General features: G+C 70.1%; 22 protein-coding genes. 6 read left to right on the forward strand and 16 right to left on the reverse strand.

Going from position 1 to position 26,078, the window contains the following annotated elements; all coding sequences use genetic code 11:
• Positions 1 to 138: 138 nt before the first annotated feature.
• The 4 genes from pstS to pstB all read left to right on the forward strand — a co-directional run bounded on the left by pstS (position 139) and on the right by pstB (position 4,019).
• Entirely contained in the window at positions 139 to 1,260 is a 1,122-nt protein-coding gene (gene pstS / locus BJ998_RS20670; protein ID WP_184868824.1) for a phosphate ABC transporter substrate-binding protein PstS, read from the forward strand.
• Positions 1,261 to 1,360: 100 nt separating this feature from the next.
• Entirely contained in the window at positions 1,361 to 2,326 is a 966-nt protein-coding gene (gene pstC, locus BJ998_RS20675; protein ID WP_184864011.1) for a phosphate ABC transporter permease subunit PstC, read from the forward strand.
• Entirely contained in the window at positions 2,323 to 3,234 is a 912-nt protein-coding gene (gene pstA / locus BJ998_RS20680; protein WP_184864013.1) for a phosphate ABC transporter permease PstA, read from the forward strand. Before pstC ends, pstA begins: the two co-directional genes overlap by 4 nt.
• Before the next feature lie 8 nt (positions 3,235 to 3,242).
• Positions 3,243 to 4,019, forward strand: coding sequence for a phosphate ABC transporter ATP-binding protein PstB (gene pstB, locus BJ998_RS20685; protein ID WP_184864015.1), 777 nt, complete (start codon positions 3,243 to 3,245; stop codon positions 4,017 to 4,019).
• Positions 4,020 to 4,131: 112 nt separating this feature from the next.
• On the opposite strand, the gene phoU is transcribed toward pstB, so the two are convergent.
• The 9 genes from phoU to lysA all read right to left on the reverse strand — a co-directional run bounded on the left by phoU (position 4,132) and on the right by lysA (position 13,732).
• Positions 4,132 to 4,800: a phosphate signaling complex protein PhoU gene (gene phoU, locus BJ998_RS20690; RefSeq protein WP_184864017.1), complete on the reverse strand. Its 669-nt coding sequence runs from the start codon at positions 4,798 to 4,800 to the stop codon at positions 4,132 to 4,134.
• Between the two features lie 84 nt (positions 4,801 to 4,884).
• Positions 4,885 to 7,728 (reverse strand): LCP family protein, encoded by a 2,844-nt coding sequence (locus BJ998_RS49200; RefSeq protein ID WP_184864019.1) that lies wholly within the window; start codon positions 7,726 to 7,728, stop codon positions 4,885 to 4,887.
• Between the two features lie 220 nt (positions 7,729 to 7,948).
• Entirely contained in the window at positions 7,949 to 8,764 is an 816-nt protein-coding gene (locus BJ998_RS20700; protein ID WP_312890249.1) for a GGDEF domain-containing protein, read from the reverse strand.
• A gap of 154 nt (positions 8,765 to 8,918) precedes the next feature.
• Positions 8,919 to 9,350 (reverse strand): hypothetical protein, encoded by a 432-nt coding sequence (locus BJ998_RS20705; RefSeq protein ID WP_184864023.1) that lies wholly within the window; start codon positions 9,348 to 9,350, stop codon positions 8,919 to 8,921.
• Positions 9,343 to 10,476, reverse strand: a complete 1,134-nt coding sequence (gene dusB / locus BJ998_RS20710; protein ID WP_184864025.1) for a tRNA dihydrouridine synthase DusB — start codon at positions 10,474 to 10,476, stop codon at positions 9,343 to 9,345. Before dusB ends, BJ998_RS20705 begins: the two co-directional genes overlap by 8 nt.
• Before the next feature lie 88 nt (positions 10,477 to 10,564).
• Positions 10,565 to 11,053 carry a toll/interleukin-1 receptor domain-containing protein gene (locus BJ998_RS20715; RefSeq protein WP_184864027.1) on the reverse strand — a complete coding sequence of 163 codons (489 nt, stop codon included), beginning with the start codon at positions 11,051 to 11,053 and terminating at the stop codon, positions 10,565 to 10,567.
• Between the two features lie 45 nt (positions 11,054 to 11,098).
• Complete coding sequence (locus BJ998_RS20720) at positions 11,099 to 11,686, reverse strand: Pycsar system effector family protein (RefSeq protein ID WP_184864029.1); 588 nt, start codon at positions 11,684 to 11,686, stop codon at positions 11,099 to 11,101.
• Between the two features lie 159 nt (positions 11,687 to 11,845).
• The gene (locus BJ998_RS20725; protein WP_184864031.1) at positions 11,846 to 12,334 is read right to left on the reverse strand and encodes a macro domain-containing protein; all 489 of its coding nucleotides are present in this window, start codon (positions 12,332 to 12,334) and stop codon (positions 11,846 to 11,848) included.
• Positions 12,335 to 12,394: 60 nt separating this feature from the next.
• Complete coding sequence (lysA, locus tag BJ998_RS20730; RefSeq protein ID WP_184864033.1) at positions 12,395 to 13,732, reverse strand: diaminopimelate decarboxylase; 1,338 nt, start codon at positions 13,730 to 13,732, stop codon at positions 12,395 to 12,397.
• A gap of 193 nt (positions 13,733 to 13,925) precedes the next feature.
• Here lysA and BJ998_RS20735 point away from each other — a divergent pair, with 193 nt between their 5' ends.
• Entirely contained in the window at positions 13,926 to 14,519 is a 594-nt protein-coding gene (locus tag BJ998_RS20735) for a PadR family transcriptional regulator (RefSeq protein WP_312890250.1), read from the forward strand.
• Positions 14,516 to 15,703, forward strand: coding sequence for an FAD-dependent oxidoreductase (locus BJ998_RS20740; RefSeq protein ID WP_184864035.1), 1,188 nt, complete (start codon positions 14,516 to 14,518; stop codon positions 15,701 to 15,703). The genes BJ998_RS20735 and BJ998_RS20740 overlap by 4 nt, the downstream gene beginning before the upstream one ends.
• A 57-nt stretch (positions 15,704 to 15,760) precedes the next feature.
• Here BJ998_RS20740 and BJ998_RS20745 read toward each other — a convergent pair whose 3' ends face one another.
• The 7 genes from BJ998_RS20745 to BJ998_RS20775 all read right to left on the reverse strand — a co-directional run bounded on the left by BJ998_RS20745 (position 15,761) and on the right by BJ998_RS20775 (position 26,067).
• On the reverse strand, positions 15,761 to 18,244 hold the full coding sequence (locus tag BJ998_RS20745) for a DNA gyrase/topoisomerase IV subunit A (RefSeq protein ID WP_184864037.1): 2,484 nt from the start codon (positions 18,242 to 18,244) through the stop codon (positions 15,761 to 15,763).
• Between the two features lie 35 nt (positions 18,245 to 18,279).
• A complete protein-coding gene (locus tag BJ998_RS20750; protein ID WP_184864038.1) occupies positions 18,280 to 20,331 on the reverse strand; it encodes a DNA gyrase/topoisomerase IV subunit B in 2,052 nt (683 codons plus the stop codon).
• Between the two features lie 72 nt (positions 20,332 to 20,403).
• Entirely contained in the window at positions 20,404 to 21,330 is a 927-nt protein-coding gene (locus BJ998_RS47595; RefSeq protein ID WP_184864040.1) for an endonuclease/exonuclease/phosphatase family protein, read from the reverse strand.
• Positions 21,327 to 23,063, reverse strand: coding sequence for a helicase-associated domain-containing protein (locus BJ998_RS20760; protein ID WP_184864042.1), 1,737 nt, complete (start codon positions 23,061 to 23,063; stop codon positions 21,327 to 21,329). The genes BJ998_RS47595 and BJ998_RS20760 overlap by 4 nt, the downstream gene beginning before the upstream one ends.
• Positions 23,064 to 23,072: 9 nt before the next feature.
• Positions 23,073 to 23,909, reverse strand: a complete 837-nt coding sequence (locus BJ998_RS20765; protein ID WP_184864044.1) for a carbohydrate ABC transporter permease — start codon at positions 23,907 to 23,909, stop codon at positions 23,073 to 23,075.
• Positions 23,906 to 24,775, reverse strand: coding sequence for a carbohydrate ABC transporter permease (locus tag BJ998_RS20770; protein ID WP_184864046.1), 870 nt, complete (start codon positions 24,773 to 24,775; stop codon positions 23,906 to 23,908). Before BJ998_RS20770 ends, BJ998_RS20765 begins: the two co-directional genes overlap by 4 nt.
• Complete coding sequence (locus BJ998_RS20775) at positions 24,775 to 26,067, reverse strand: ABC transporter substrate-binding protein (protein ID WP_184864048.1); 1,293 nt, start codon at positions 26,065 to 26,067, stop codon at positions 24,775 to 24,777. The genes BJ998_RS20770 and BJ998_RS20775 overlap by 1 nt, the downstream gene beginning before the upstream one ends.
• Between the last annotated feature and the right edge of the window lie 11 nt (positions 26,068 to 26,078).

Raw genomic sequence — 26,078 nt, forward strand, 5'->3', positions numbered from 1 at the left:
GTCACATCGTGTGTCCTGTTCATCTGCCGTTCATCCAGCTAAGGGTTGTCGTCCACCCTGGCTGCTTACGGTCGGCAAACGAGCGGCGGGACCCGTCGCGCTCGAAGTCGAGTCTCCAAACGGAGGATCCAGGTGAACATGAAGCGGCACGGCGTCGCGCTGGGCATCATGGCGGCAGGCGCCCTCCTGCTCACCGCCTGTGGCAGCGACAACAACGCAGGCGCGACGGGTGGCTCCTCGAACACCACTTCCACCTCGGCAGGCCCCAAGGTCGACTGCTCCGGCAAGAAGACGCTGAAGGCCAGCGGCTCCACTGCGCAGAAGAACGCGATGGACCTGTTCGTCAAGGCCTACAACGACGCCTGCGACGGCTCGGACGTCAACTACACCGCCAACGGCTCCGGCGCCGGCGTCTCCGACTTCACCGGCAAGCAGACCGACTTCGCCGGCTCGGACTCCGCCCTGGACCCGAAGAAGGGCGAGCCGGACAAGGCCGCCGCCTCCTGCGGCAGCCCGGCCTGGGACCTCCCGGTCGTGTTCGGCCCGATCACCCTGGTCTACAACGTCAAGGGCGTGTCCGACCTCAACCTGGACGCCGCCACCACCGCCAAGATCTTCGACGGTGAGATCAAGACCTGGGACGACGCCGCGATCAAGAAGCTCAACCCGAGCGCGACGCTGCCCAGCACGAAGATCAGCGTGGTCTACCGGTCCGACCAGTCCGGCACCACCGACAACTTCCAGCAGTACCTGACCAGCGCGGGCGGCTGGACCAAGGGCGCCGGCAAGACCTTCAACGGCGGCGTGGGCTCCGGCGCGTCCGGCAACCCGGCCGTGGCCACCGCGCTCGGCCAGACCGACGGCGGCATCGCCTACGTCGAGTGGTCCTTCGCGCAGAGCAACAAGCTGAACATCGCCTCCATCGTCACCACCGACGGCGGCACCCCGGTCAAGGTCAGCGCGGACAGCGTCGGCAAGGCCATCTCCAGCGCCAAGTTCAAGAACCCGAGCGGCAACGACCTCTCGCTGGACCTGAGCTCGATCCACAAGACCACCGCCGCGGGCGCCTACCCGCTGCTGCTGGCCACCTACGAGATCGTCTGCTCCAAGTACGCGGACGCGGCCACCGGCAAGGCGGTCAAGGCGTTCCTGACCACGGCCATCAACCAGGGGCAGGCGGACCTCGCCAGCAACGGCTACGCGCCGCTGCCCGACTCGCTGAAGGCCAAGCTGACCACCGCCATCGACGCCATCAGCTGATCCGTCGCACCCGATGAGCGAAACCCGACCGACGCGCGTCCGCCCCGATCGTCCGGAGTCCCCTCTGGACGATCGGGGCGGTAGCCGCATGATTGGTGCCATGACCTCCGACAGCGGTCAACCAGGTGCTCGGACGGCGGCGGTCCGCCGCCCCGGCGACACGATCTTCCGCACGCTGACGACCGGCGCCGGCCTCGCGATCGTGATCGCGATCGCGCTGATCGGGATCTTCCTGCTGATCAAGGCCGTCCCGTCGCTGCTCGCCGACAAGGACAACTTCCTCGTCAGCGCCAACTTCATCACCCTCGACTCGAACAACCTGCGGTTCGGCATCAGGGACCTGCTCATCGTCACCGTGCTCAGCTCGCTGGTGGCGCTGGTCATCGCGATGCCGGTCGCGCTGGGCATCGCCCTGTTCCTCACCCAGTACTCGCCGCCCCGGCTCAGCCGGCCGTTCGCGTACCTGGTCGACCTGCTGGCCGCCGTGCCGTCGATCGTCTACGGCCTGTGGGGCATCCTCGTGCTCGGCCCGGCCCTCGAACCGTTCGAGACCTGGCTGAACACGGTGTTCGGCTGGTTCCCGCTGTTCGCCACCGGCAACATCCCGCTCGCCGGCGCCGGCACCATCTTCACCGTGGGCGTCGTGCTCGCGGTGATGCTGCTGCCGATCGTCACCTCGGTCACCCGCGAGGTGTTCCGGCAGACCCCGGTGATGCAGATCGAGGGCGCGCTGGCGCTCGGCGCCACCAAGTGGGAGGTCATCCGGACCACGGTGCTGCCGTTCGGCCGCAGCGGCTACATCGCCGCGTCCATGCTCGGCCTCGGCCGTGCCCTCGGTGAGACCGTCGCCGTGCTGCTCATCCTGCACGCGTCGCCGAAACCGTCCGGGTTCAGCCTGTTCGACGGCGGCTACACGTTCGCGTCCAAGATCGCGTCGGCCGCGTCCGAGTTCAGCCAGCCGCTGCCCACCGGCGCCTACATCGCGGCCGGCCTCGTGCTGTTCGTACTGACCTTCGTGGTCAACGCGGTGGCCCGGTCCATCGCGGGCGGGAAGGCGGCGAAATGACCACCACTGCGTCCACTCTGGACCGGCCGGCCACGCCGCCGGCGTTCCAGGCGATCAGCGGCGGCCGCAAGTTCAAGAACGCCCTCGCCACCGTGCTGGTGACGCTGGCGTTCCTGGTCGCGCTCGTGCCCCTGGTGTGGCTGCTGGTCACCGTCATCGCGCGCGGCTACCAGGCCGTGCTGTCCAGCGACTGGTGGAGCCACTCGCTCAAGGGCGTGCTGCCCAAGGAGTTCGCCGGCGGCGCGTACCACGCGATCGTCGGCACCCTGCTGCAGACGCTGGTGTGCGCCGTGATCGCCGTGCCGATCGGCGTGCTGGCCGCGATCTACCTCGTGGAGTACGGCCGGGGGCGGCTGGCCCGGACCACCACCTTCATGGTGGACATCCTCTCCGGCGTGCCGTCCATCGTGGCGGCGCTGTTCATCTTCGCGCTGTGGATCGGCACCATCGGGCTGGACCAGAGCGCCTTCGCCGTGTCGCTGGCGCTGGTGCTGCTGATGCTGCCCGTGGTCGTCCGGTCCACCGAGGAGATGCTGCGGCTGGTGCCGCAGGAGCTGCGCGAGGCCTCGTACGCGCTGGGCGTGCCGAAGTGGAAGACCATCGTGCGGATCGTGCTGCCGACGGCGCTGTCCGGCGTGGTCACCGGCGTGATGCTGGCGATGGCCAGGGTGATGGGCGAGACCGCCCCGGTGCTGGTGCTGGTCGGCTACTCGAAGTCGATCAACTTCAACATCTTCGACGGCAACATGACCTCGCTGCCGCTGCTGATCTACAACGAGCTGAACAACCCCAACCCCGCGGGTCAGCTGCGGGTGTGGGGAGCGGCGCTCACCCTGATCATCCTGATCATGCTGTTCAACCTCGTGGCCGCCCTCGTGTCGCGGTTCTCGGCCATCAAGACGAAGTGAGCTGAAAAATGGCCAAGCGGATCGACGTCAAGGACCTGAACATCTTCTACGGCAAGTTCCACGCCGTGGACCGGGTCACCCTCGCCGTGCCGCCGCGCAGCGTGACCGCGTTCATCGGGCCCTCGGGTTGCGGCAAGTCCACCGTGCTGCGCTCGCTGAACCGGATGCACGAGGTCACCCCCGGCGCCCGGGTCGAGGGCAAGGTGCTGCTGGACGGCGAGGACATCTACGCGTCCACTGTGGACCCGGTGGAGGTGCGGCGGACCATCGGCATGGTGTTCCAGCGGCCCAACCCGTTCCCCACCATGTCCATTCGGGACAACGTGGTCGCCGGCCTTCGGCTGGCCGGCGTGCGCAGCAAGAAGCAGCTCGACGAGGTGGCCGAGCGGTCGCTGCGCGGGGCCAACCTCTGGGCCGAGGTCTCCGACCGCCTCGACAAGCCCGGCGGCAGCCTCTCCGGCGGCCAGCAGCAGCGTCTGTGCATCGCCCGGGCCATCGCCGTGCAGCCCGACGTGCTGCTGATGGACGAGCCCTGCTCCGCCCTGGACCCCATCTCCACGCTGGCCATCGAGGACCTCATCGGCGAACTGAAGAAGGACTACACGATCGTCATCGTCACCCACAACATGCAGCAGGCCGCCCGGGTGAGCGACCAGACGGCGTTCTTCAACCTCGCCGGGGTCGGCCAGCCCGGCCGGCTGGTCGAGATCGACGACACCGAGAAGATCTTCTCCAACCCCGGTCAGCAGGCCACCGAGGACTACATCTCGGGTCGCTTCGGCTGATCGAACCCCCGGTGCGGCGCCGGTCGGCGGCAGGGGTCGACCGCGCGTCGCATCGTCCACACAAGACAGTGGGCTCGCCGGATTCTCCGGCGAGCCCACTGTTTTCGGACGTCTACAGGTCGTCGCCGCCACTGGCGTAGCCGGGCATGCGGCCGGTGACCACAAAAACGGTGCGCTTGGCCACCGAGACGGCGTGGTCGCCGAACCGCTCGTAGAAGCGGCCGAGCAGAGTGATGTCGACGGCGGAGGGCACGCCGTGCGTCCACTCCTTGTCCATGATCACGGAGAACAGGTGCCGGTGCAGGTCGTCCATGGCGTCGTCCTCGTCGTCGAGGCGACGGGCCAGCTCCACGTCCTGGGTGCGGATCACCTCCTGGGCCTTGCGGGCCAGGTCGACGGCGATCCGGCCCATCTCGCTGAAGTAGCCGCGCACCTCCTCGGGCAGCACGGCGGCCGGGTGCCGGCGCCGCGCGGCCTTGGCCACGTGCAGGGCCAGATCGCCCATCCGCTCCAGGCTTTCCGCTGCGTGGATGACGGACAGCACCGTGCGCAGGTCCGTCGCGACCGGAGCCTGCAGCGCGAGTAGCGAGTAGGCGTCCTCCTCGCACTTGGCCCGCGCGTCGTCGATCTTCGCGTCGCCGCTGATCACCCGCTCCGCGACGGCGAGATCCGCGTCCAGCAACGCCTTGGTCGCCTGCTCCATGGCGTCGCCGACCATGGCGCACATGCTCGCCAGCTGGTCAGCGAGCTCGCCGAGCTGGTCATGGTAAGCCTCACGCATGCCCGACAGCCTACGGGCACGGAGTCGCGCCAGCGGCATCGCCGGGTGAACCCGACGTGAACCACGGGCGACAAAAGGGCATTGTCACTGGCAGGAGCCGTCGGCCCCGCTGATCGTGGACACGTCCGACGACTGCTGGCCGCTCTGCTGCTGTTGCGGCGCCACGACGTCACCGGTGAACTCGGGCCCGGTCACCAGCTGCACGGCCCCGGCCAGCGACGAGTCCTCGACCAGCTTGGAGCCCGGCACGGCGGCGGACAGCGTGCGCGCCTGCGCCTCCCGGCCCGGCGCGTAGCGAACGGTGGTGTGGTCGACCGGCTCGGCCGCCTTGTTCACCGAGACGACCTGGAACCCCAGGTGCCCCAAGGCGTTGGACGTGTTGGTCGGCAGCTGGCCCTGGCCGCTGCCGTTGACCACCTGGATCTTCATCGACTTCGGGTCGACGAGCGGGCCGCTCGCGGTCGCGCCCTCGGACGGCAGCGGCGTCCCGTTGATCACCGCGTTGAACAACGATTTCGTGGCCTCCGGAGTGCCGCCGGTCGGGACGCTGGTGAACACCACCTGGTCCGGCCCGACGCCCTGCACCGACTGCGCCAGCGAGGCCAGCTGGTCCACGCCCACGTTGTCGCCGGTCGCGTTCTTGGACACCGCGGACAGCAGGCCGTTGAGCTTGTTCGGGTCGAGGATCACCTGGCCCTGCACCGCCGCCCGCAGGATCGCGCCCATCAGCCGCTGCTGCCGCTGGATCTGGCCGAGATCCGGCGACGGGTCGCCGGCCACGTTGCGTGCCTTCACGATCTTCACGGCGGTGTCGCCGTCCACCGGCTGCGGCCCGGTGCCGGACAGCAGCGTGCCCAACTGCCCGTCCTGCAACGGCTGCTTCACGCACAGCTCGACGTTGCCGATGGCGTCGACGATGCCGGCCAGGCCGTCCGAGCTCATCGTCATGAAGTGGTTGATCAGCAGCCCGGAGATCTTCTGCACGTCCTGCGTCACGCACTGCGGGCCGCCCGCGGCCAGCGCCCCGGACAGCTTGGCCGGGCCGCACGGCGGCTGGCTCAGCTGCAGGCTGCTGGGGAAGGACACGAACACGACCCGCTTGCGGTCGGCCGGCACGTGCGCGACGAGCACCGTGTCCGCGCCGGCGAGCAGGAAGTTGTCGGCGCCGCGCTGCTTGTCCGCGGCCTGGATCGCCGGCGAGCTGGTGTCCAGCGCGTCGACCTGCTTGATGTCCGAGCCGGTCCACTGCTTGACCGAGCCCCACGCGATGCCGCAGACGATCAGCACTATCGCGGCGGCGGCGATGGCCACCACCTTGATCGCCAGCCCGATCATCCGGCGCTTCTCGCGGGCCCGCTCGATCTCGGCCGGGTCCATGTCGAACTCGGGGTCGTCCTCCGGCTCGGGGGCCGCGGCGGGCGGCGGCTCCGACGGCGCGTCGTCGTCGGTGTCGATCCACGGCATGTACTTCTTCTGCCGGCTGCGCCGCTTGGCCTCCTCGGCCGCCATCTCGTCGTGCACGGCGGAGAAGCGGGCCAGCGTCTGGTCCACCTTGCGGCGGCGCTGCACCTCCTCGCCGATCGGCTCCATCTCGGTGGTCAGCGCGGACAGCTCGATGTCCTCGCGGCGCTCCGGCTGCGGCGGCGCCTCCGGCTCGTCGGCGGGCGCGTCGACCAGCGGCTCCTCCGGCACGGCGATCGTGGTCTGCTCCACGTCCGCGTCGGGCTCCAGCCGGGTGCGCAGGCTGTCCTGGGACGGCGACGGCCGCTGCGGGCGGCCGTTGGGCGGCAGCACGGGCCGTGGGCCGCTGCTCTCGATCTGGCGGTCCGGCACGGGGCGTGCGCCGGTGGCCTCGCCGGGACGGGGCATCGGGCGGCGGACGCTGGCCTCGCCCGGGCGCGGGGCGCCGGGCGGCGGCGGGGGCACGACCGGACGGCGTCCGGTGGCCTCTCCCGGCGGCGGCACGGGGGCCCGACCGCCCGGCGGCATCGGCCGGCGCATGTTGGACAGGCTCGACTCGCCCGGACGCGGTCCGGGGCCGGCGGGCGGCATGGTGCGGAGTCCGTTGGGCTCGCCCGGAGGCGGCACGGCGGCTCGACGGCCGGTCGACTCACCGGGCGGCGTGACGGCGGCTCGGCGGCCGGTGGCCTCGCCCGGGGGCGGGGACACCATGGCGCGGCGTCCGGCAGCCTCAGCAGGCGGCGTGACGGCGGCTCTACGCCCCGTGGCCTCACCGGGGGGCGTGCGGTGGCCGGCGGCTTCCTCAGGGGCGGCTCGACGGCCCGTCGTCTCTCCCGGCGGCGCGACCGCCGCGCGGCGGCCAGTGGCCTCGCCAGGGGGCGTAACGGCGGCCCGGCGACCCGTCGCCTCCGCGGCCCGGCGGCGCGCGGCCGCTCCGGGGCGGAGGGTGGTGGTCTCCTCGTCGTCATCCTCGACGGGCGGCGGAGGCTCCACCTTCGCGCGGCGACCGGTGGACTCCCCGGGGCGCACCTCGTCGAGGGCGGCGCGGCGACCCGAGGCCGCGGCGGCGATCGGGTCCGGCTCGCGCAGCGCCCGCCGACCGGTGGGCTGGTCGTTCTGCGGCACGACCGGGGACAGACGTTGACCCGTTCCGGGGTTGGACCTGGACGCCCGAGACGTGGGCGGAACGGGCGGCTGCGGGGCGGCCTGCGGCGGCTCGGGCTGTGCCGCGCGGCGGCGCGGCGGCTGCGCGGGTGGCGGCGGCTCGGCATCGGGCGGGGTCGGGCGCGGCAGGTTCGGCCGCGAGCCCGTGTGCCGCTGGACCAGATCGGACACGCTCAGGCCGCCCGAGGCCTCCATCGACCTGCGCCTGCGGCTTCGGCGTCCGGTGGGCTCCTGGTCGGGCGCCTCGTACGAGTCCGCGGCACCATCGGGACCGGTGCCGCCGAAGCGGGGATCGTCGGGCACCCAGGCTCCCTTCCGGCTCACGGCCCATACGGGCTGTTCATCACGAGTTGACGTCAGTGCGGCCACAGTGGTTGCACATCGCGGCGCGTCACCCAGCGCACGCGATAGTACGGACGACCGCTAGTTCTAGCGACAGGCAGCCGGAATTCTGACACGGTTCGTACTCGAAACCGCCCATGGCGTTAGGCCGAACGGGCACTTGAGCTGGGCGACGTTGCCGTCAGTAGTGCTCGGCCACCCGAACATCGGCGATCGCCCGGCGCCCGGCGGCCGGCCCGGCCAACCGCACCCGGCCGTCCTCGCGGTAGGCGACCGCGTTCCGTCCCGACTGCTTGGCCGAATAGAGCAGGCTGTCGGCCTGCAGCAGCTGGTGCTCGGCCCCGTTCTCGCAGGTGCCGCCCACCTCGTGGGCGACGCCGGCGCTGACCGTGACCCGCAGGCCCGGCGCCATCGCCGACCAGTCGTGCCGCTCGACCCGCGCCCGGGCCGCCTCGGCGATCTCGATCGCCGTCGCGTGGTCGGTGTCGGGCAGCACCAGCACGAACTCCTCGCCGCCGTAGCGGGCACAGAAGGCCGGCTCCGGCAGTTCCACCTGCAGAAGTTCCACGACTTGTTGGAGGACCCGGTCCCCCACCAGGTGCCCGTAGCGGTCGTTTACCTGCTTGAACCAGTCCAGGTCGACCAGCGCGACCGCGAGCGCGCCGGTCTGCTCGCTCAACATCGCGACCAGGCGTTGGTCCAGGTAGCGGCGGTTGTAGCTGGCGGTGAGGCTGTCGCGGATGCTCTGCTCGTGCGCCTCGGCGTGTTCGCGGCGCAGCCGGTCCACCTCGCGGCGCAACTGCTCCGGCACCGGCGGCGCGTGACCGGCGCTGTCCTGGTAGATCAGGTCGAGCGCGGACCGCAGGTGGTCGTAGGCCTCGCGCCACTGGCCGCGGGAGGCGAGCAGGCCCGCGAGCTTCTCGTGCAGGTTCACCAGTCCGCCGTCGGCCTGTTGGCCGCTCGGTTCGGAGACGTCGGGCTGTGATGACGCGGTCACCGCGCTCACCTCCTCACGAAGGTGGTGTCGTCTTCGCGGCGGCGCGGCTTGAGTCACGGAACCTAGGCCGGGGCGCTTTTCCCTCTACTGGCTGACCGCGCTGTGGCCCGAATCGCTGACCCTACGTAACACGGATGGGCGTATGTGAGTACCGTCACTGCGCCGGACAGGGGGCGAAGCTGTACGCGTGGCCGTGGTCGATCACCACGCGCTGCGAACCGATCTGCGTGCCGACCACGGAGTTCCCCTGGCGGATGGTGAGCGTGACCGCCACCACGTAGACCTGGCCGCTCAGCCGCTTGTCCGAGCCCGGCGGCGACCAGCCCGGATCCGCGCGGAGCGTGGACAGCGTCGGCATGGCCGTGATCGTCACGCCGTTCAGGTCGCACACCCGGTCCGCGAAGGCCGGGACCTGGGTGGCCGTCAGGAACTTCTGCTCCTGCTGCTCGCCCTGGGCCGCCGCCGAGTCCAGGTCGTTGAAGTACGCCGCGACCAGGCCCGGGTCCGGCGACGGCTGGGCCGTGCCGGCCACCGTGCAGCCGGTCAGGGCCAGCGCCGCGAGGGCGATGAGCCTTCCGTCAGCCACCGCTGTGCATCATCTCGGCGCCCGCCGGCACGCTCGCGTCCTCCGGGTCGTCCAGCCAGCCCTCCGGCAGCACCACCTTGGCCGCCGAGCCCTGGCGGCCGCGGGGACCCTCCGCCTCGACCGGGAACGGCACGTCGTGGTCCAGCTGCCCGATCAGCTCGTCCAGCTCGGCCAGGCTCGACACCATCGCGAAGGCCCGGCGCAGCGTCGAGCCCACCGGGAAGCCGTGCAGGTACCAGGCCATGTGTTTGCGCAGGTCGCGCAGGCCCTTGTGCTCGTCGTAGTGCTCCGTCAGCAGTTCCGCGTGCCGGCGCAGCACCTTCGCCACCTCGCCCAGGTTCGGGCCCGCCGGCAGCGGCTCGCCTCGGAAGGCCGCCTGCAGCTCCCCGAACAGCCACGGCCGCCCCAGGCAGCCCCGGCCCACCACCACGCCGTCGCAGCCCGTCGCCGCCACCATGTCCAGCGCGTCCTGGGCCTTGAAGATGTCCCCGTTGCCCAGCACCGGGATCGTCGTCACGGCTTCCTTCAGCCGGGCGATCGCCGTCCAGTCCGCCTTGCCCGAGTACCGCTGCGATGCCGTCCGGGCGTGCAGCGCAACCGCTTGCGCCCCCTCCGCCTCCGCGATGCGGCCCGCGTCCAGGTACGTCAGGTTCTCGTCGTCGATGCCGATGCGGAACTTCACCGTCACCGGAATCCCCGCCGGCTCCGCCGCTCTGACCGCCGCCGCCACGATGTCCCCGAACAGCCGCCGCTTGTACGGCAGCGCCGCGCCCCCGCCCTTGCGGGTCACCTTCGGCACCGGGCAGCCGAAGTTCATGTCGATGTGGTCGGCCAGGTCCTCGTCCACGATCATCTGCACCGCTTTGCCCATGGTCACCGGGTCCACCCCGTACAGCTGCAGCGACCTGGGCTGCTCGTCCGGGTGGAAGGTGATCATGTGCATCGTCGTGGCATCGCGCTCCACCAACGCCCGGCTGGTGATCATCTCGCAGACGTACAGCCCCGCCCCGTACTGCCGGCACAGCTGACGGAACGCGGTGTTGGTGATTCCCGCCATCGGCGCGAGCACCACCGGCGGGTCGACCGTGTGTGGGCCGATCCGCAGGGTCCTCGCCGAAGTGCTCATACCTCCATTGTCGCCCGTGACGGCCGCCACGTGCAGACGGCTCTCGGCTCGGCGGCATGGCGAGGAACCTGCCGTGCCCGTAGCGCCGTCATCGACCCTTCTTGCGGAACCGCCATCTACGGCGCGGCGGCGGTGGGGAAACCGATCCGGCCAGTTCTTGCGCGATCTTCTCGGCGTCCTGGTCGAGGTTGCGGTAGTCGAAGCGCAGATACTGCACCCGGGCGAGTTTCGCCAGCTCGGTCGGCACCTCCTCGGCGCGGAGCCGGTCGACCTTGGAGAGCAGGACCGGGATGATCGGAATCGTGAGCGCCATAGCCTTCGTGATCTCCTGCAGCACCCAGTCCGTGTCGGCCCCCTTGGTGAAGTGCTGTGACCAGTTGGGTCCGACGATCACGAGCATTGCCGCGCATTGCTCGATCGCTCTTGTTATCGCCAGCTCGTAGTCCTCGCCGGCGTCGATCGAGCGACTTGCGCGGAAGACCTGGTTCGAGCCGAATCGCTTCGACAGCCTTTCGTCCAGCAGCGCGGCGGCGTACGCCTCGCTCTGACTACGGTAGTTGATGAAGATCGCCGCCAAGGCGGGGCCTTTCTTTGGGTGGTGCGTGGTTCGGGTGCCCGCTCTTCACAGGATGGCGAGCAGGGTCAGCGTCGCGAATATCAGGAAGGCCGGGACGTCGAACCGGAACAGGCTGACTCCCTGTCGAAGGTGACGATGTCGCCGCCTGTGCTGCAGGATGTCGGTCCACAGCTCCGCGGTCGCGTGCCCGAGGATCGCGTTCGTCTCGAGCGAGGCGACCTTCGTCGAGAAGCTGGTGAATCCGTCGACCGTTCGTATGGTGTCGCCCCAGTTGAACAGAAATCGGTCCGGGATCTCTTCCCTGTGCAGAGAGCGCGTCGTCTTGCGTGCCGCGATCGCGTTCACACAAGACGTGATGGATGCCGCGTTCAACACGACCGCGACCACCAGGGTCGCCGCGACCGCGAGATCGAGTCCGCCTATCGGATGCGTCGCCTGCTGCTGAAGTCGGTAGTTCGCCAACAGGATCATGCCGGTCAACAGCACCGTGTTCGCGCTCAACAGGATCGACGCGCGGGTGGAGGTGGACGAGCGCAGGCGGTCGTACCTGTCGATGTGCCATTTGAGCAGCTCAAGCAGTTGCGTCGCGTCGACGCGCGAGTCGGCGACAGGTTGCGCGATCGGCACCGGCATGGCCGGTCGGGTGGTCGGACGCCTTCTGGAGAAAGACCAGTTGACCACGTATGACCTCGCAGCCGCGCACAGGGTGATCCCGGCAGGACCCGTCCACGGTAGTACGGGAGATGTCCGCCGTGCGGCGGTTCTGTGCGTTGCCGCGGCTCAAGTGCCAGGTCAGCCGGACAGTGCCTGGTAGGTCTCATCGTCGAAGGCGACGAGGCGGATGAGCTCCACTGCGGTCGGCGTGGCGGCGAGGGTGGCGCGGGCGATCCGCGCGGCCTGGGTGGTGGGGAAGCCGTAGAGGCCGGTGGCGATGGAGGGGAAGGCGATGCTGCGAACGCGGAGGTCGTCGGCGACTTCGAGGCATCGGCGGTAGCAGGAGGTGAGGACGTCGGCCTCGCCGTACGAGCCGCCCTCCCAGACGGGGCCGACGGTGTGGATCACGTACCGGACGGGCGCCAGGTCGAAGGCGGGGGTGGCCTTGGCGTCGCCGGGATCGCAGGGACCGATGGCACCGCCGGCCTCGGCCAGACGCGGGCCGGCGGCGCGGTGGATGGCGCCGTCGACCCCGCCGCCACCGAGCAGCGACTCGTTGGCGGCGGTGACGATGGCGTCCACGTCCTGGTCGACGATGTCCCCCAGCACAACTTCGATCACGGCCATGGCGAAATGGTGCCGGCGACGACGGAGCCGCCACGGGGATTCGCCTGCCGGCGAACGAAGTCAGCCCAGGTCCCGGGCCAGGAGGTCGTCTTCGGTTTCGCGGCGGACGAGGAGACGGGCGTTGCCGTCACGGACCGAGACCACGGGTGGGCGGCCGACCATGTTGTAGTTGGAGGCGAGGGAGTGGTGGTAGGCGCCGGTGCAGGGGACGGCGAGGAGGTCGCCGCAGCGGAGGTCGACGGGAAGGGCAACGTCCTCGGCGAGGAGGTCGCCGGCTTCGCAGTGGCGGCCGACGACGGTGCACGGGCGGGTGGCGGGAGAGAAACGGCGGCCGAAGGGACGCACGGAGTAGCGGGCGCCGTAGAGGGACGGGCGGGGGTTGTCGCTCATGCCGCCGTCGACGGCGACGAAAGTGCGGGAAAGGCCATGTTTGACGGTGATGACCCGGTAGAGGGTGACGCCCGCCGAGGCGACGATGGCACGGCCGGGTTCGATGGTGAGGCGGGGCAAGGGAAGCCGGTATGAGGAGCACTCGTAGTTGACGGCGCGGAGCAGGCGGTCGGCGTAGCCGCGGAGGTCGAAGTCGGGGTCGCCGGGGCGGTAAGGGACGGCATGGCCACCGCCGAGGTCGAGCTGGGGCAAGGTGATGCCGTACTTGATCTGCAGAGCGGCCAGGAGGCCGATCATGCGCCGGGTGGCTTCCTCGAAGCTGGCGACCCGGGAAACCTGAGAGCCGATGTGGCAGTGCAGGCCGACGAGCCGGAGGCTGGGCTGGGCCAGGACACGGCCGACGGCCGCCAAGGCGGCGCCGGAAGCCAGGGAGAAGCCGAACTTCTGGTCCTCGACGCCGGTGGCGATGGCCTTGTGGGTATGGCCGTCGACGCCGGGGGTGACGCGGATCAGGACGTTCTGGGGGTAGCGGGCCAGGGAGCCGAGTTGCTCGATCTCGTCGAGGGAGTCGACGACGATCCGGTCGACGCCGTAGCCGATGGCGGCCTTGAGGTCCTCGGGGGTCTTCACATTGCCGTGGAACAGGATCCGGGCGGCGGGGAAGCCGATCGAGCGGGCGACGGCGAGTTCGCCTGCGGAGCAGACGTCGAGCGACAGGCCCTCCTCGGCGATCCAGCGGAGAACGCCACGGCTGATCATGGACTTGCCGGCGTAGGCGATCTCGACGTCGGGCAGCGCGGACCGGTAGTCGCGGCAGTGCTGCCGCACGGTGAGCTCGTCGAGCAGGTAGCACGGGGTCCCGAAGCGGGCGGCGAACTGGGTGAGCGGCACGCCGCCGAGCAGCAGGTCGCCGTCGACGCCGTGCGCGGTGGACCGCGGCCAGATCCCGGGCTCCAGGTGTCCGCGCAGCGACTCACCCAGCGTGGGTATCAGCTCGGCGAGGGTCATCGTGTCCTCCGGGGTCGATCGGTCGTTCGACCCAAGAAGACTCCGAAACCCGCAGGTGGGGAGGGTTGTGTACGCGGTCATGACGCCGGCGGCGAGCACGTTGGCGCGATGGTGACGCCCGCGTGGTGGCGACCACATAGTTGACACTGACTAGTCAGACATGGATAGTTGAAGCTGACCAATTGGAGAGACGGTGAAACGACGCAAGGTGTCCAATCCGCTGGCGCTGGCCGTGCTGGCGGAGCTGTTCGCGGAGCCGATGCACCCGTACGAGATGGGGCGCCGGCTCAAGGAGCAGGGCAAGGACCGGGACATCAAGTACAACCGCGGCTCGCTCTACATGGTCGTGGAGCAGCTGACCAAGGCGGGTTTCATCGCCGAGCACGAGACGGTCCGCGACACCCAGCGGCCCGAGCGCACGGTCTACGCGATCACCGAGGCCGGGCGGACCGAGCTGTACGACTGGATGCGCGAGCTGGTGGCTACGCCGGTGCACGAGTACCCCAACTTCGGGGTGGCGCTGTCGCTGCTGGTCGTGCTGCCGCCGGAAGAGACGGTGGAACTGCTCGGAAAGCGGCTGGAAACACTGACGGCACAGGTGGGGGAGATCCGCGACACCATGCGCCAGGCCCAGGAGGAGGGCGTGGACTGGTGGTTCCTGATCGAGGAGGAGTACCGGCTCGCGCAACGCGAGGCGGAACGCGACTACGTCGCCGGCCTGGCCGAGCGGCTCACAGACCCGCAGTACCAGCGGATGTGGCACGAATACTTCAGGGGGAGGACATGAAGGCACTGATCATCGGGGGTGGCATCACCGGACCGGTGGCGGCCCTCGCGCTGCACAAGGCCGGCATCGACGCCGAGATCTTCGAGGCGTACGAGCAGAGCGCGGACGGCGTCGGCGGCTGGCTCATGATCGCGCCGAACGGGATCAACGCGCTCGGCGTGATCGGCGCGGCCGACGACATCCGCACCATCGGCCGGCCGAACCGCCGCATGGTGATGACCGACGGGCGCGGCAAGCGGTTCGGCGCGTTCGAGGAGCTGGACGCGGACAACCCGAGCCAGCTGGTGATGCGCCCGGACCTGTACCAACTGCTGGCCGAGCGGGCGGCCGCCGCCGGCATCAAGATCCACCACGGCAAGCGGCTGGTGGACGCCGCGGAGACGGCCGACGGCGTCACGGCGCACTTCGCCGACGGCAGCACCGCCACCGGCGACGTGCTGATCGGCGCGGACGGCGTCCACTCGACGGTCCGCACGCTGATCGACCCGAACACGCCGGGGCCGCGCTACACCGGCCTGCTCGGCTTCGGCGGCGTCGTGCCGGGCAACGAACTCGGCCTGCCCGAGGGCGAGTTCTACTTCGCCCAGGGCAAGCGAGGTTTCCTCGGCTACGCCCTCACCGACGAGGGCGACACCGGCTGGTTCACCAACGTGCCCAGTCGCGAGCCGCTCGACGGGGAGGAGGCGCGACGTATCGGGGCGCCGGAGTGGCTGCGCCGCATGCGTGAGCTCTACGGCGACGACTACCCGGCGCGCGACATTCTCGCCAAGGCCACGCCGGACCACATGGTCGTGGTGGGCGCGATGCACATCATGCCCAGCGCACCGCGCTGGCACAGCGACCGCATGGTGATCGTCGGCGACGCGGCGCACGTGCCGTCCAACAGCACCGGCCAGGGCGCGTCGCTGTCCATCGAGAGCGCGATCGAGCTGGCCCGCTGCCTGCGGGACCTGCCGGTGCCGCAGGCGTTCCAGGCGTACGAGAAGCTGCGCCGGTCGCGCGTGGAGAAGGTCGCCGAGCAGGGCGAGAAGGTCAACCAGGACAAGGTGAACGGCCGGATCACCCAGGCGGTCGCCAGCGCGCTGGCGCCGATCGCGATGAAGCTGTTCATGAAGCCGGAGAAGATGTTCGGCTGGCTGCACCGCTACCGGATCGAATGGGACGAGCAGGTGCGGGCCGCCTAGAAGCCCGGGGGAGGGGTGGGGGCGCGTCGGTCACGGCCGGCGCGCCCCGACAAAAAACTAGCCCCGCTCCACCAGGTGCCCCACGACATCCGGGCCCGGATGCGGGTGACCGGAGCCGTCGCGGCGGATGTCCACCTCCGGCAGCTCGACCGACGAACCGGTGTCGGTGGAGCCGGCGGGACGGGGGCCGATCCACGCCAGGCGCAAGGCGTTCTCGCCCTTGAGGAAACGGTGCGCCCGCACGCCGCCGGTGGCGCGGCCCTTGGCCGGGTACTCGGAGAACGGCGTGACCTTCACGGTATTGCCGGTGGCGGTGACGACCATCGGCTCGCCGTGCTCCTCGTCGTCGGTGCGCACGGCGCCGAAGAACACGGTGTGCGCGTCGGCGGCGAGCTTGATGCCGGCCATGCCGCCGCCCTTGAGCCCCTGCGGCCGCACCAGCGAAGCGTCGTAGCGCAGCAGGGACGAGTCCGACGACACGAACACCAGGGTCTCGCTGCCGTCGGTGAGCCAGGTGGCGCCGGCGATCTCGTCGCCGTCCTTGAGGGTGATCACCTCGAACTCGTCCGACCGCACCGGCCACTCCGGCGCGCACACCTTCACCACGCCCTGCCGGGTGCCGAGAGCCAAGCCCGGGGACGAGGTGTCGGTCAGCGGCGCGATGGTGACGACACGTTCGCCCTTCTCCAACGGGACGAGCTCGCTGGCGGCCATGCCGCCGCTCAACGACACCGTGCCCACCTGCTCCGGCAGCACCGGCAGCGGCAGCACATCCGTCTTGAACGCGCGCCCCTTGCTGGTGACCAACAGGATCTGCCCACGGGCGGTGGTGTGCACGACCGCGGCGACGGCGTCGTTGCGGGCCCGACCGTTGCGTCGCCGTGCCTCGGACGCCTCCTCCGACTCGGCGGCGGTGCGCGCCACGAGACCCGTGGCCGACAGCAGCACCTGGCACGGGTCGTCGGCGACCTCCAGCGGCCCGGCCGGCTTGGACGCGGCCAGCACCTCCTTGAGGTCGCCGTCGATCAGCGCGGTCCGGCGCTCCCAGGTCAGGTCCTTGGACACCTTGGCCAGCTCGGTCGACACGACCTTGCGCAGCACCGCGGGGTCGTCGAGGATCTTCGAGAGCTCGGCGATCTCCTCGGTGAGCTTGTCCTGCTCCGACTCCAGCTCGATCTTGTCGTACTTGGTCAGCCGGCGCAGCGGCGTGTCCAGGATGTACGAGGCCTGGATCTCGGACAGCTTGAACTGCTTCATCAGGCCGTCGCGGGCGGCCTGCGCGTTGTCGCTGTTGCGGATCAGCCGGATCACCTTGTCGATGTCCAGCAGCGCCTTCAGCAGGCCCTCGACCAGGTGCAGCCGCTCCTCGCGCTTGCGCTTGCGGTAGCGGGTCCGCCGGGTGATCACCTCGTAGCGGTGCTTGAGGAACACCTCCAGCAGCGCCTTCAGGCCCAGCGTCTGCGGCTGCCCGTCGACGAGCACCAGGTTGTTGATGCCGAACGACTGCTCCAGCGGCGTCAGCCGGTACAGGTCGGCCAGCAATGCCTGCGGGTTCACGCCGACCTTGCACTCGATCACCAGCCGGGTGCCGTTCTCCCGGTCGGTCAGGTCCTTGACGTCGGCGATGCCGGTGAGGCGCTTGGACTTCGTCACCTCGTCGGTGATCTTCTCGATGATCTTCTCCGGGCCGACGCCGTACGGCAGCTCGGTCACGGTGATGGCCTGCCGGCCCCGGCTGCCCTCCAGCGGCCCGGTCTCGGCCCGCGCCCGCATCCGCACCACGCCGCGGCCGGTCTCGTACGCCTTGCGCACCTCGTCCAGGCCCAGCAGCATGCCGCCGGTCGGCAGGTCCGGCCCCGGCACGAACTCCATCAGCTTGTCCAGCGAGGCGTCCGGGTGGTTGATCAGCCACCGGGCCGCCGCCACGACCTCGCCCAGGTTGTGCGGGATCATGTTGGTGGCCATCCCGACCGCGATCCCGGACGTGCCGTTGACCAGCAGGTTCGGGAAGGCGGCCGGCAACACCGACGGCTCGAGCAGCGAACCGTCGTAGTTGGGCCGGAAGTCGACCGTCTCCTCGCCCAGCTCGCCGACCAGCAACATCGCCTCGTCGGACATCCGCGCCTCGGTGTATCGCGAGGCGGCCGGTCCGTCGTCCGGGGAACCGAAGTTGCCGTGCCCGTCGATCAGCGGCGCGTTCAGCGAGAAGTCCTGCGCCATCCGGACCATGGCGTCGTAAATGGCCAGGTCACCGTGCGGGTGGTACTTGCCCATGCAGTCGCCGACGACGCGGGAGGACTTCACGTACGCGTGCGTCGGCCGGTACCCCTGCTCGTGCATGGAGTACAGGATTCGGCGGTGGACCGGCTTGAGGCCGTCCCGCGCGTCCGGCAGCGCCCGGGAGTGGATCACCGAGTAGGCGTACTCCAGGTACGAGTCCTCGATCTCGGTCTGGATCGAGTTGTCCAGCACGGTGGCGCCCGCGCGGTCGAAGGCCGACGGGTCCACCTTGGTCACGGAGCCCTTGCTGCGGCGTGCCATGTCTTGCCTGTCTCCTACTTCGTCAAGCGGACCGGTCAGATGTCGATCGCGGACTGGTCGACGCGGGCGGCCGAGGCGACCAGCCAGTTGCGTCGCGGCTCCACCTTCTCGCCCATCAGCAGTTCCAGCGTCTGCTCGGCGATCTCGGCGTCGTTCAGCGTGATCCGGCGCACCGACCGCGTGGCCGGGTTCATCGTGGTCTGCCACAGCTCGTCGGCGTCCATCTCGCCGAGGCCCTTGAACCGGGGCACCGGCGTGACGACCTGCTTGCCGGCCTTCTCCAGGGCGGCCAGCTTGGTCTCCATCTCACGCTGGGTGAAGGTGAAGATGGTCTCCGGGTTGCGGCCCTTGGTGGTGATCTTGTGTAGCGGCGGCATCGCGGCGTACAGCCGGCCGTCCTCGATCACCGGCCGCATGTACTTGGCGAACAGGGTGATCAGCAGGGTCCGGATGTGCGAGCCGTCGACGTCGGCGTCGGCCATCAGGATCACCCGGCCGTAGCGCATCGCCGACAGGTCGAAGGTGCGCCCGGTGCCGGCGCCGAGCACCTGCACGATGGACGCGATCTCGGCGTTGCGCAGGGTGTCGGCCAGGTTGGCCTTCTGCACGTTGAGGATCTTGCCCCGCAGCGGCAGCAGCGCCTGGTACTCCGAGACCCGGGCCATCCGGGCCGAACCGAGCGCGCTGTCGCCCTCGACCAGGAACAGCTCGCTGCGGGCGACGCCGGTGGTGCGGCAGTCGACCAGCTTGGGCGGCATCGCCGCGCCCTCGAGCGCGGTCTTGCGCCGGGCGGCGTCCTTCTGCTGCTTCTGGGTCAGCCGCACGCGTGCGGCGTCGACCACCTTCTGCAGCACGGTCTTGGCCTCGGTCTTGGTGCGCCGGTCCTCGGTCCAGGCCTTCACCTGCCGCTCCACGACGCCCTGGATCACCTTGGTGATGCCGGCGGTGGACAGCTCGTCCTTGGTCTGCGAGGTGAACTGCGGCTCCGGGATGCGCACGTGGATCACGGCGGTCATGCCCTCGAGCACGTCCTCCAGCGTCGGCATGTCCTCCTTGGGCTTGAGCAGCCCGCGGGTCTTGGAGATGGCGTCCTGCACGGCCTTGGTGACGGCCCGGTCGAAGCCCTTGCGGTGGGTGCCGCCGTGCATGTTGCGGATGGTGTTGGTGAAGCATTCCACGGTGCGCTCGTAGCCGGTGCCCCAGCGCAGCGCCACCTCCACCTCGGCGCGACGCTCCACTTTGGACCGCATCACGCCGTTCTCGTCGGCGGCGTTCTCGAAGTAGGTTCCCTCGCCGTTGACCAGGATGGTGCCGGAGACCGGCTTGTCACCGGACGGGGTCAGGAAGTCCACCATGTCCGACAGCCCGTTGGGGAAGTGGAACGACTCCTCGGCGATCGAGCCCTCGGTGGCGTCACGCAGCACGTAGGTCACGCCCGGCACCAGGAAGGCGGTGTTGCGCAGCTTGGCCCGCACCGCCTCGCGGTCCAGGGCGGCGCCGTTCTCGAAGTAGCGCGCGTCGTACCAGTACCGGATGGAGGTTCCGCTGGACTCGCCGCGCTTCATCTTGCCGATGACCTGGAGCCCGGACTGCTGGGTGAACTTGGCCTTCGGCCCCGGCCCGTCGAAGACGCCCGGCACGCCGTGCGCGAACGACATCTGGTGCACCTTGCCGTCCTGCTTGACCGTCACGTCGAACCGGTGCGACAGGGCGTTCACCGCGGACGCGCCGACGCCGTGCAGGCCGCCGGAGGTCTTGTAGCCGGAGCCGCCGAACTTGCCGCCGGCGTGCAGCCGGGTCAGCACCAGCTCGACGCCGGACAGGCCGGACTTGGTGTGCACCCCGGTCGGGATGCCGCGGCCGTCGTCGTCGACCTGCACGCTGCCGTCGGCGTGCAGGGTGACCACGATGCGGGTGGCGAAACCGGCGATGCCCTCGTCGGTGGAGTTGTCGACCACCTCGGTGAACAGGTGGTTGATGCCCCGGCTGTCGGTGGACCCGATGTACATGCCGGGTCGCTTGCGGACCGCCTCCAGACCCTCCAGGTGCGTCAGGTCGTCGGCCCCGTAAAGAGTCTCAGCGGTCACAGGGTCTTTCTCCCAGATCGTCTCTAGCCCGATGCCCGAACAACGCCGAGGGTAGCCCTCACCCCCGACAGATCAGCCCAGCAGCGCCAACTCGGCCACGACCGCCCGGTGATCCGTGCCCGGCAGCAGGTGTTCGCTCGCGGACACCGCGGCCAGGCCGGGACCGTGCAGCACGTGGTCGATCTGGACCAGCGGGAATGCCGCCGGCCACGTCGGCGCCCAGCCCCGGCCCAGCTCGGCGTGCGTGTCGACCAGCCCGGCCGCCAGCAGCGAGCGCAGCGGCGAGTGATCGACGGTGGCGTTGAAGTCGCCGAGCACGATCGCGTCCCGGCCGGCCACGGCCCGCAGCGCCGACATGTCCTGGGCCCAGAGCCCCGGGCCACCGACAGGATAGTACGTGTGCACGCCGACCACCGGGATCTCGTGGCCGGACACGGACACTGTGACCTGGGTCTGGGGCCAGGTGGTCGGCAGGTCGGTCGGGCCGCCGCGGACGATCGGCAGCCGGGAGAAGATGGAGGTGTCGTTCTCCGGGTGCAGCTCGCGGTACGGCATCAGCTTGGCCATCCCGGCGGCGTCCAGCGCCTTGATCGCCGGCGCGTCCAGCTCCTCGGTGACCAGCACGTCCAGGTTCTGGTCGTGGGTCAGCGACACCAGCGCCAGCGGGTCGACCTGGCCGCGGTGGGTGTTGCAGGTGCCGACCCGGATGCGCGGCGCGCCGGCCGGCACGGGCTGGTGGTCCCGCACGAACCGCGGCACGAACCAGGCGATCTGCAGCACGAGCAGCGCGGCCGCGGCCACCGTCAGCCACCGGCCGCGCAGTGCGAGCAGCGTCACCAGCAGCGCGGCGGTGAGCAGGCCGACGTACGGCAGCAGCGCGATCGGCAGCGCCAGGTAGGTGCCGTCGTCGAAACCGAAGATCCGGGTGACGGCGAGCACGAAGACGCAGCTCAGCAGGGCGGCGCAGGCGATCAGCGCCGCTTTGCGACCACGGTTCACCTGGCGGCCTCGACGCACTCGATGTTGGCGACGGCGAAGTACCGGTCGTCCTCGCGCAGGTAGCACCACGAGTCCAGCCAGTCGTCGACCAGCTGTTCCGGACGAATGCGGCGAACCGTACGGCTGCCCTTGCGGTCCCGATACCCGATCACCACGTCCGACCCGGTGTCCAGCGCCTCGGCCAGCCACGCCAGCTCCGGCTCGGACAGGTCCCGGTTGAGTCGAGCGAGCCGCCGGAAGGTGGGTCCGCGCTTGATCGGCACGTGCGGCTCGGCGATCAGCCGCGCGGCCAGTTCCTCGGCGGTGAGGGTGTTCTTGTCCACCATCGCGGGCGGCTCGGCGCGGTGCTGCGGCCTGCGCTCCACCACGACCGCGCCCGCGGGGTTCTCGCCGACCGGTGCGTAGCCGGCCTTTCGTAGCAGCGCCAACACGTTCGCCGGACTGTCCGAACTGGACAAGACGGTCGGGGCGAGCCGGGTGAAGCCGGGCAGCCGGTGTTCGATCTCGGCGGCGGTCGCCTCGTCGGCGAGCACGCAGCAGCGGACCTCACGCACCCGCACGTGCCCGTGCCGGCGCTCGACGTCATTGATCAAGTACGCCAGCGGCTGCGGCACCGCGCTCAGTTCGCCCAGCTCGCGCAGCAGATCCTCGGCCCGCCAGCCGGCGTCCAGCGCGGACCGGACGCTCGCCGCCGAGAACCGCCACACCGCACCGCCCTCGCGCACGGCCGCCGCGGCCAGCACGGGCGCCGGCACGCCGGACACGACCGCCGTGAGATCGGACTGCAGGACCACGCCGGCGGCCTGTTCGGGCAGCACCACGTCGTCGCGCCGGCCGACAAGGAATTCGCCCAGCTCGGTCAGGGTGTCGGCGGCGACCGCGCCGAGCAGCTCCGCCTCCCGCAGCGGCACGGCGATGTCCTCGTCGTCCCGGTCCGGGCAGAACCAGTCGATCTCCGCCGCGACGGCCCGCACGGACACCCCGCCCGCCGCGGCCGTCAGCAGGGCTCGCCGCACCGGACCGCCCTCGGGCCACGAATACCACGCCACGGCGAGCTGCGCCCACCGCTGGGCCGGACGGCCTTGCCGCCACTCCGGGTAGTCCGTGGTGGGCGCGAAGCCCGCGTCGACCTCACCGAGCAGCCCCGACGCGCCGGCGAGGTCGAGCCACAGCGCGACCGACCCCGGCTCGGCCGACAGCTCGCGGGCCAGCCGGGACAGCTCCCTGGAACCGATGCCACCCTTTTTCAACGCTGCGATCGGCCGCTCGGTTGCCTTGTCCAGCAGCGAAGTGACGCCGTCGAGCAGCGCCGCCGCGGCGGCCTGGGCGGCACGGCTCACGGTGGCCGCGTCCGCGCTGGTCAGCGGCAGTTCCGGACGGCCGGTCAGCTCCGGGCCGTGATCGGAGTCGAACGACCAGTGCTGGGCCAGCAGCGGCGGCAACCGCAGGTCCGTGCCCCAGACCAGGCCGAGCGCCTGGAGCTGGGGCAGCACCTCCCGGAACAGCCGCCGGTCGAGCAGGTGCTGGGTGCCGGCGGTGATCGCCTCGCCGGCCACCAGCTGGTCCCGGTTCAGCGTCTGCAGCACGGCGACCAGCGACGATGCGCTGGACAGCCGCTGCGCCAACTCGGCGAAACCGCGCGGCGCCGGCTCGACCAGCACGTCCGGCCGCGCCCGCAGCAGCGCGGCCAGCGCCGGCTCGTCCAGGCCGGCCAGGTACTCGTCGAACTCCACCCGGCCAACCTACTTCAGGGCACCGGTCACCAAGTCAAGCCGCCAGTAGCGTTGCAATGAAAGGAACAGTGCGATCACCGGCAACACCGACAGCAGCGTGCCGGTGATCACCAGCGAGTACAGCGACGCCTCCGCCGCCCCGTGGCGCAGCAGGCTGTACAGGCCGACCGTCAGCGGGAACTTGTCGTCGGAGTTCACCATCACGAACGGCAGCAGGAAGTTGTTCCAGATGGCGATGAACTGCAACAGGAACACAGTGATTAGGCCGGGCCCCATCAGCCGCAGCCCGACCGAGTGGAACAGCTTCCACTCCGTCGCCCCGTCGATCCGGCCGGCCTCCAGCAGCGACTGCGGCACCGAGGAGGCGGCGTAGATCCGGCACAGGTAGATGCCGTACGGGTTGAACAGCTGCGGCAGCAGCACCCCGAGATAGCTGTCGGTCAGGCCGACGTTGGACAGCAGCAGGTACTGCGGGATGGCCAGCACGATCTGCGGCAGCAGCACGCAGGCGAGGATGACGTTGAACACGACCTTGCGGCCGCGGAAGGAGTACATCGCGATCGCGTAGCCGCAGGCGGCCGACACCAGTGACGCCACGACGCCACCGATCAGGGCGTAGCCGAAGCTGTTCAGCATCCAGCGCCAGAAGATCCCGTCCTGGTACGTGGACAGGTCCACGATGTTGTGCAGGATCCCGGCGCCGAACGACGGCAGGTAGGTGGCCGTCGAGAACAGGTCGGTCTTGGACTTCGTGGCCGCGATGAGGATCCACAGCGTCGGCACGACACAGTAGATCGCGCCGAGCACGAGCGCGGCGGTCGGCAGCAGCCTGACGCGTGCCCTCACCGGTTCACCCTCGACACGGTCCGGGAGGCCACGAACGACACCGCCAGCGCGGCGATGACGAACAGCACCGAGGTGGCGGCCGCCTTGTTCACGTCCGAGTCGACGAAGGCGTCCTGGTAGATCTTCATCAGCGGCACCCACGTGGAGGAGACGGCGTTGGACAGCGGCCGCAGCGTGTTGGGCTCATTGAACAGCTGCAGCGAGGCCAGCGCCGTGAACAGCGTGCACATCGCGATCGCCGGCAGCACCAGCGGAACCTTGATGCGCAGCGCCATCCGCAGCTCCGAGCAGCCGTCGATGCGCGCCGCCTCGTACAGCTCGGACGGCAGCGCCCGCAGCGCCGTGAAGATGACGATCATGTTGAAGCCGACCGAGCCCCACACCGCCACGTTGGCCACCGAGAAGAACACCGTCACGGAGCCGAAGAAGTCGATGTGGTCGCCGCCGATCGGGCTGGTCGCCGGCAGGTACATGAAGCCCCACATCAGCGAGGCGATCACGCCCGGCACCGCGTACGGCAGGAAGATCGCCAACCGGGTGCTGCGGGCCAGCCGGACCCGCGGCACGTCCAGCAGCAGGGCGAACAGCAGCGCGAAGCCGACGGTGGCCGGGATGAACAGCAGCGCCACCAGCAGCATCCGCACGATGCTCGACCACAGCTCCGGATCGGCCAGCGCCGTGCCGTAGTTGTCGAAGCCGACGAAGACCAGCCTGCTGCCGCCGCCCAGCAGCCCGCCCACGACCTTGCGCGCCTGGAAGCTGAGCACGAGGGCGTAGACGCCGGGCGCCACCACGAACAGCGTGAGCAGCGCGACCGCCGGGGCGACGAGCAGGTAGGGCAGCTTGGCCCGGTTGCGCGCGGCCATCAGCTGACCGTGAACCCGAGCTTCTTCATGTCCGCCACGGTCGCGTTCTGGATGTCGTCCAGCGCGGCGGCGAACGAGGTGTTGTTCTGCAGCGCCGCGCCGAACTTGTCGGTGTAGCCGCTGAAGGTCACCGTCACGTTCGGGCCCCACATGGAGAAGCTGTGCGAGCTCGGCGCCACCTGCTTGACCAGGTCGTAGTAGTTGGCCTGGTTGGGGAAGAACGCCGGCGGCGAGGACAGGATCGGCAGCGACCGGCCGGAGGTGGCCGCCGGGTAGACGTTGATGTTCTGGATCTGCGCGGTGACGGCCTTGTCGTCGGTGTTGAGCCAGGACGCGAACTGCGCGGCCTGCGCGGCGTGCTTGGAGTCGGCGGTGACCGTGGTGGCCGAGCCGCCCCAGATGCCGGTGGTCTTGTCGCCCGCGGTCCACGCCGGCAGCGGCGCCACCGCCCACTTGCCCTTGGTGTTCGGCGCGATGCCGCCCAGCTGCGCGGGGGCCCAGGCGCCGGAGATCCAGGTGGCGATCTGGCCCTCGTTCATCTGTTTGTTCCACTGCGGCGAGAACGACGGGTTCTTGGCCACCGTGCCGGCGGTGACCAGGCCCTGCCAGTAGTCGGCGACCTTCTTGGACGCGGCGCTGTTGATCGCCACCTTCCAGGTGGTGCCGCTGGCCGACCACCAGTCCGCGCCGCCCTGCTGCATCAGGCCGGTGAACCAGCCCGGGTCGGCGGCGTCGAAGTTGGTCATCGCCACCGACGGGGCCTTGTCATGCAGCTGCTGGGCGGTCTGCGCGAACTCGTCCCACGTGGTCGGCGGCTTCAGGCCGTACTGGTCGAAGATGTCGGTGCGGTAGAACAACATCAGTGGCGCCACGTCCTGCGGCACGCCGTACACCTTGCCCTCGAACTTCGTCGCCTTCAGCGTGTTGTCGTCGAAGTCCTTGACCGCGTCGCCGGTGTACTGGGTGATGTCGGTGACGACGCCCTTGGCCACCAGCGCCGGCAGCGACTGGTACTCCACCTTGGCGATGTCCGGGCCGTTGCCGGCCTCGTGCGCGGTGATCATCTTGCTGACCAGCTGGTCGCCACCGGCCGGATTGGACAGTGTGACGTGGATGTCGGGGTGGGCCTGGTTCCAGATGGCCACCACCTTGTCCATGTTGGGATCCCAGTCCCAGAAGGTGAGGTTCACCTTGCCGTCGGACGCGGCCTGGTCGCCCCCGCCGCCACCACAGCCGGTCACAAGCAGAGCGCCGGCAACCAACGCGCCGGCGAGTCGCCACTGACTCCGCATAGCCCTGTCTC

This window comes from Kutzneria kofuensis, assembly GCF_014203355.1.
Classification (GTDB): domain Bacteria; phylum Actinomycetota; class Actinomycetes; order Mycobacteriales; family Pseudonocardiaceae; genus Kutzneria; species Kutzneria kofuensis.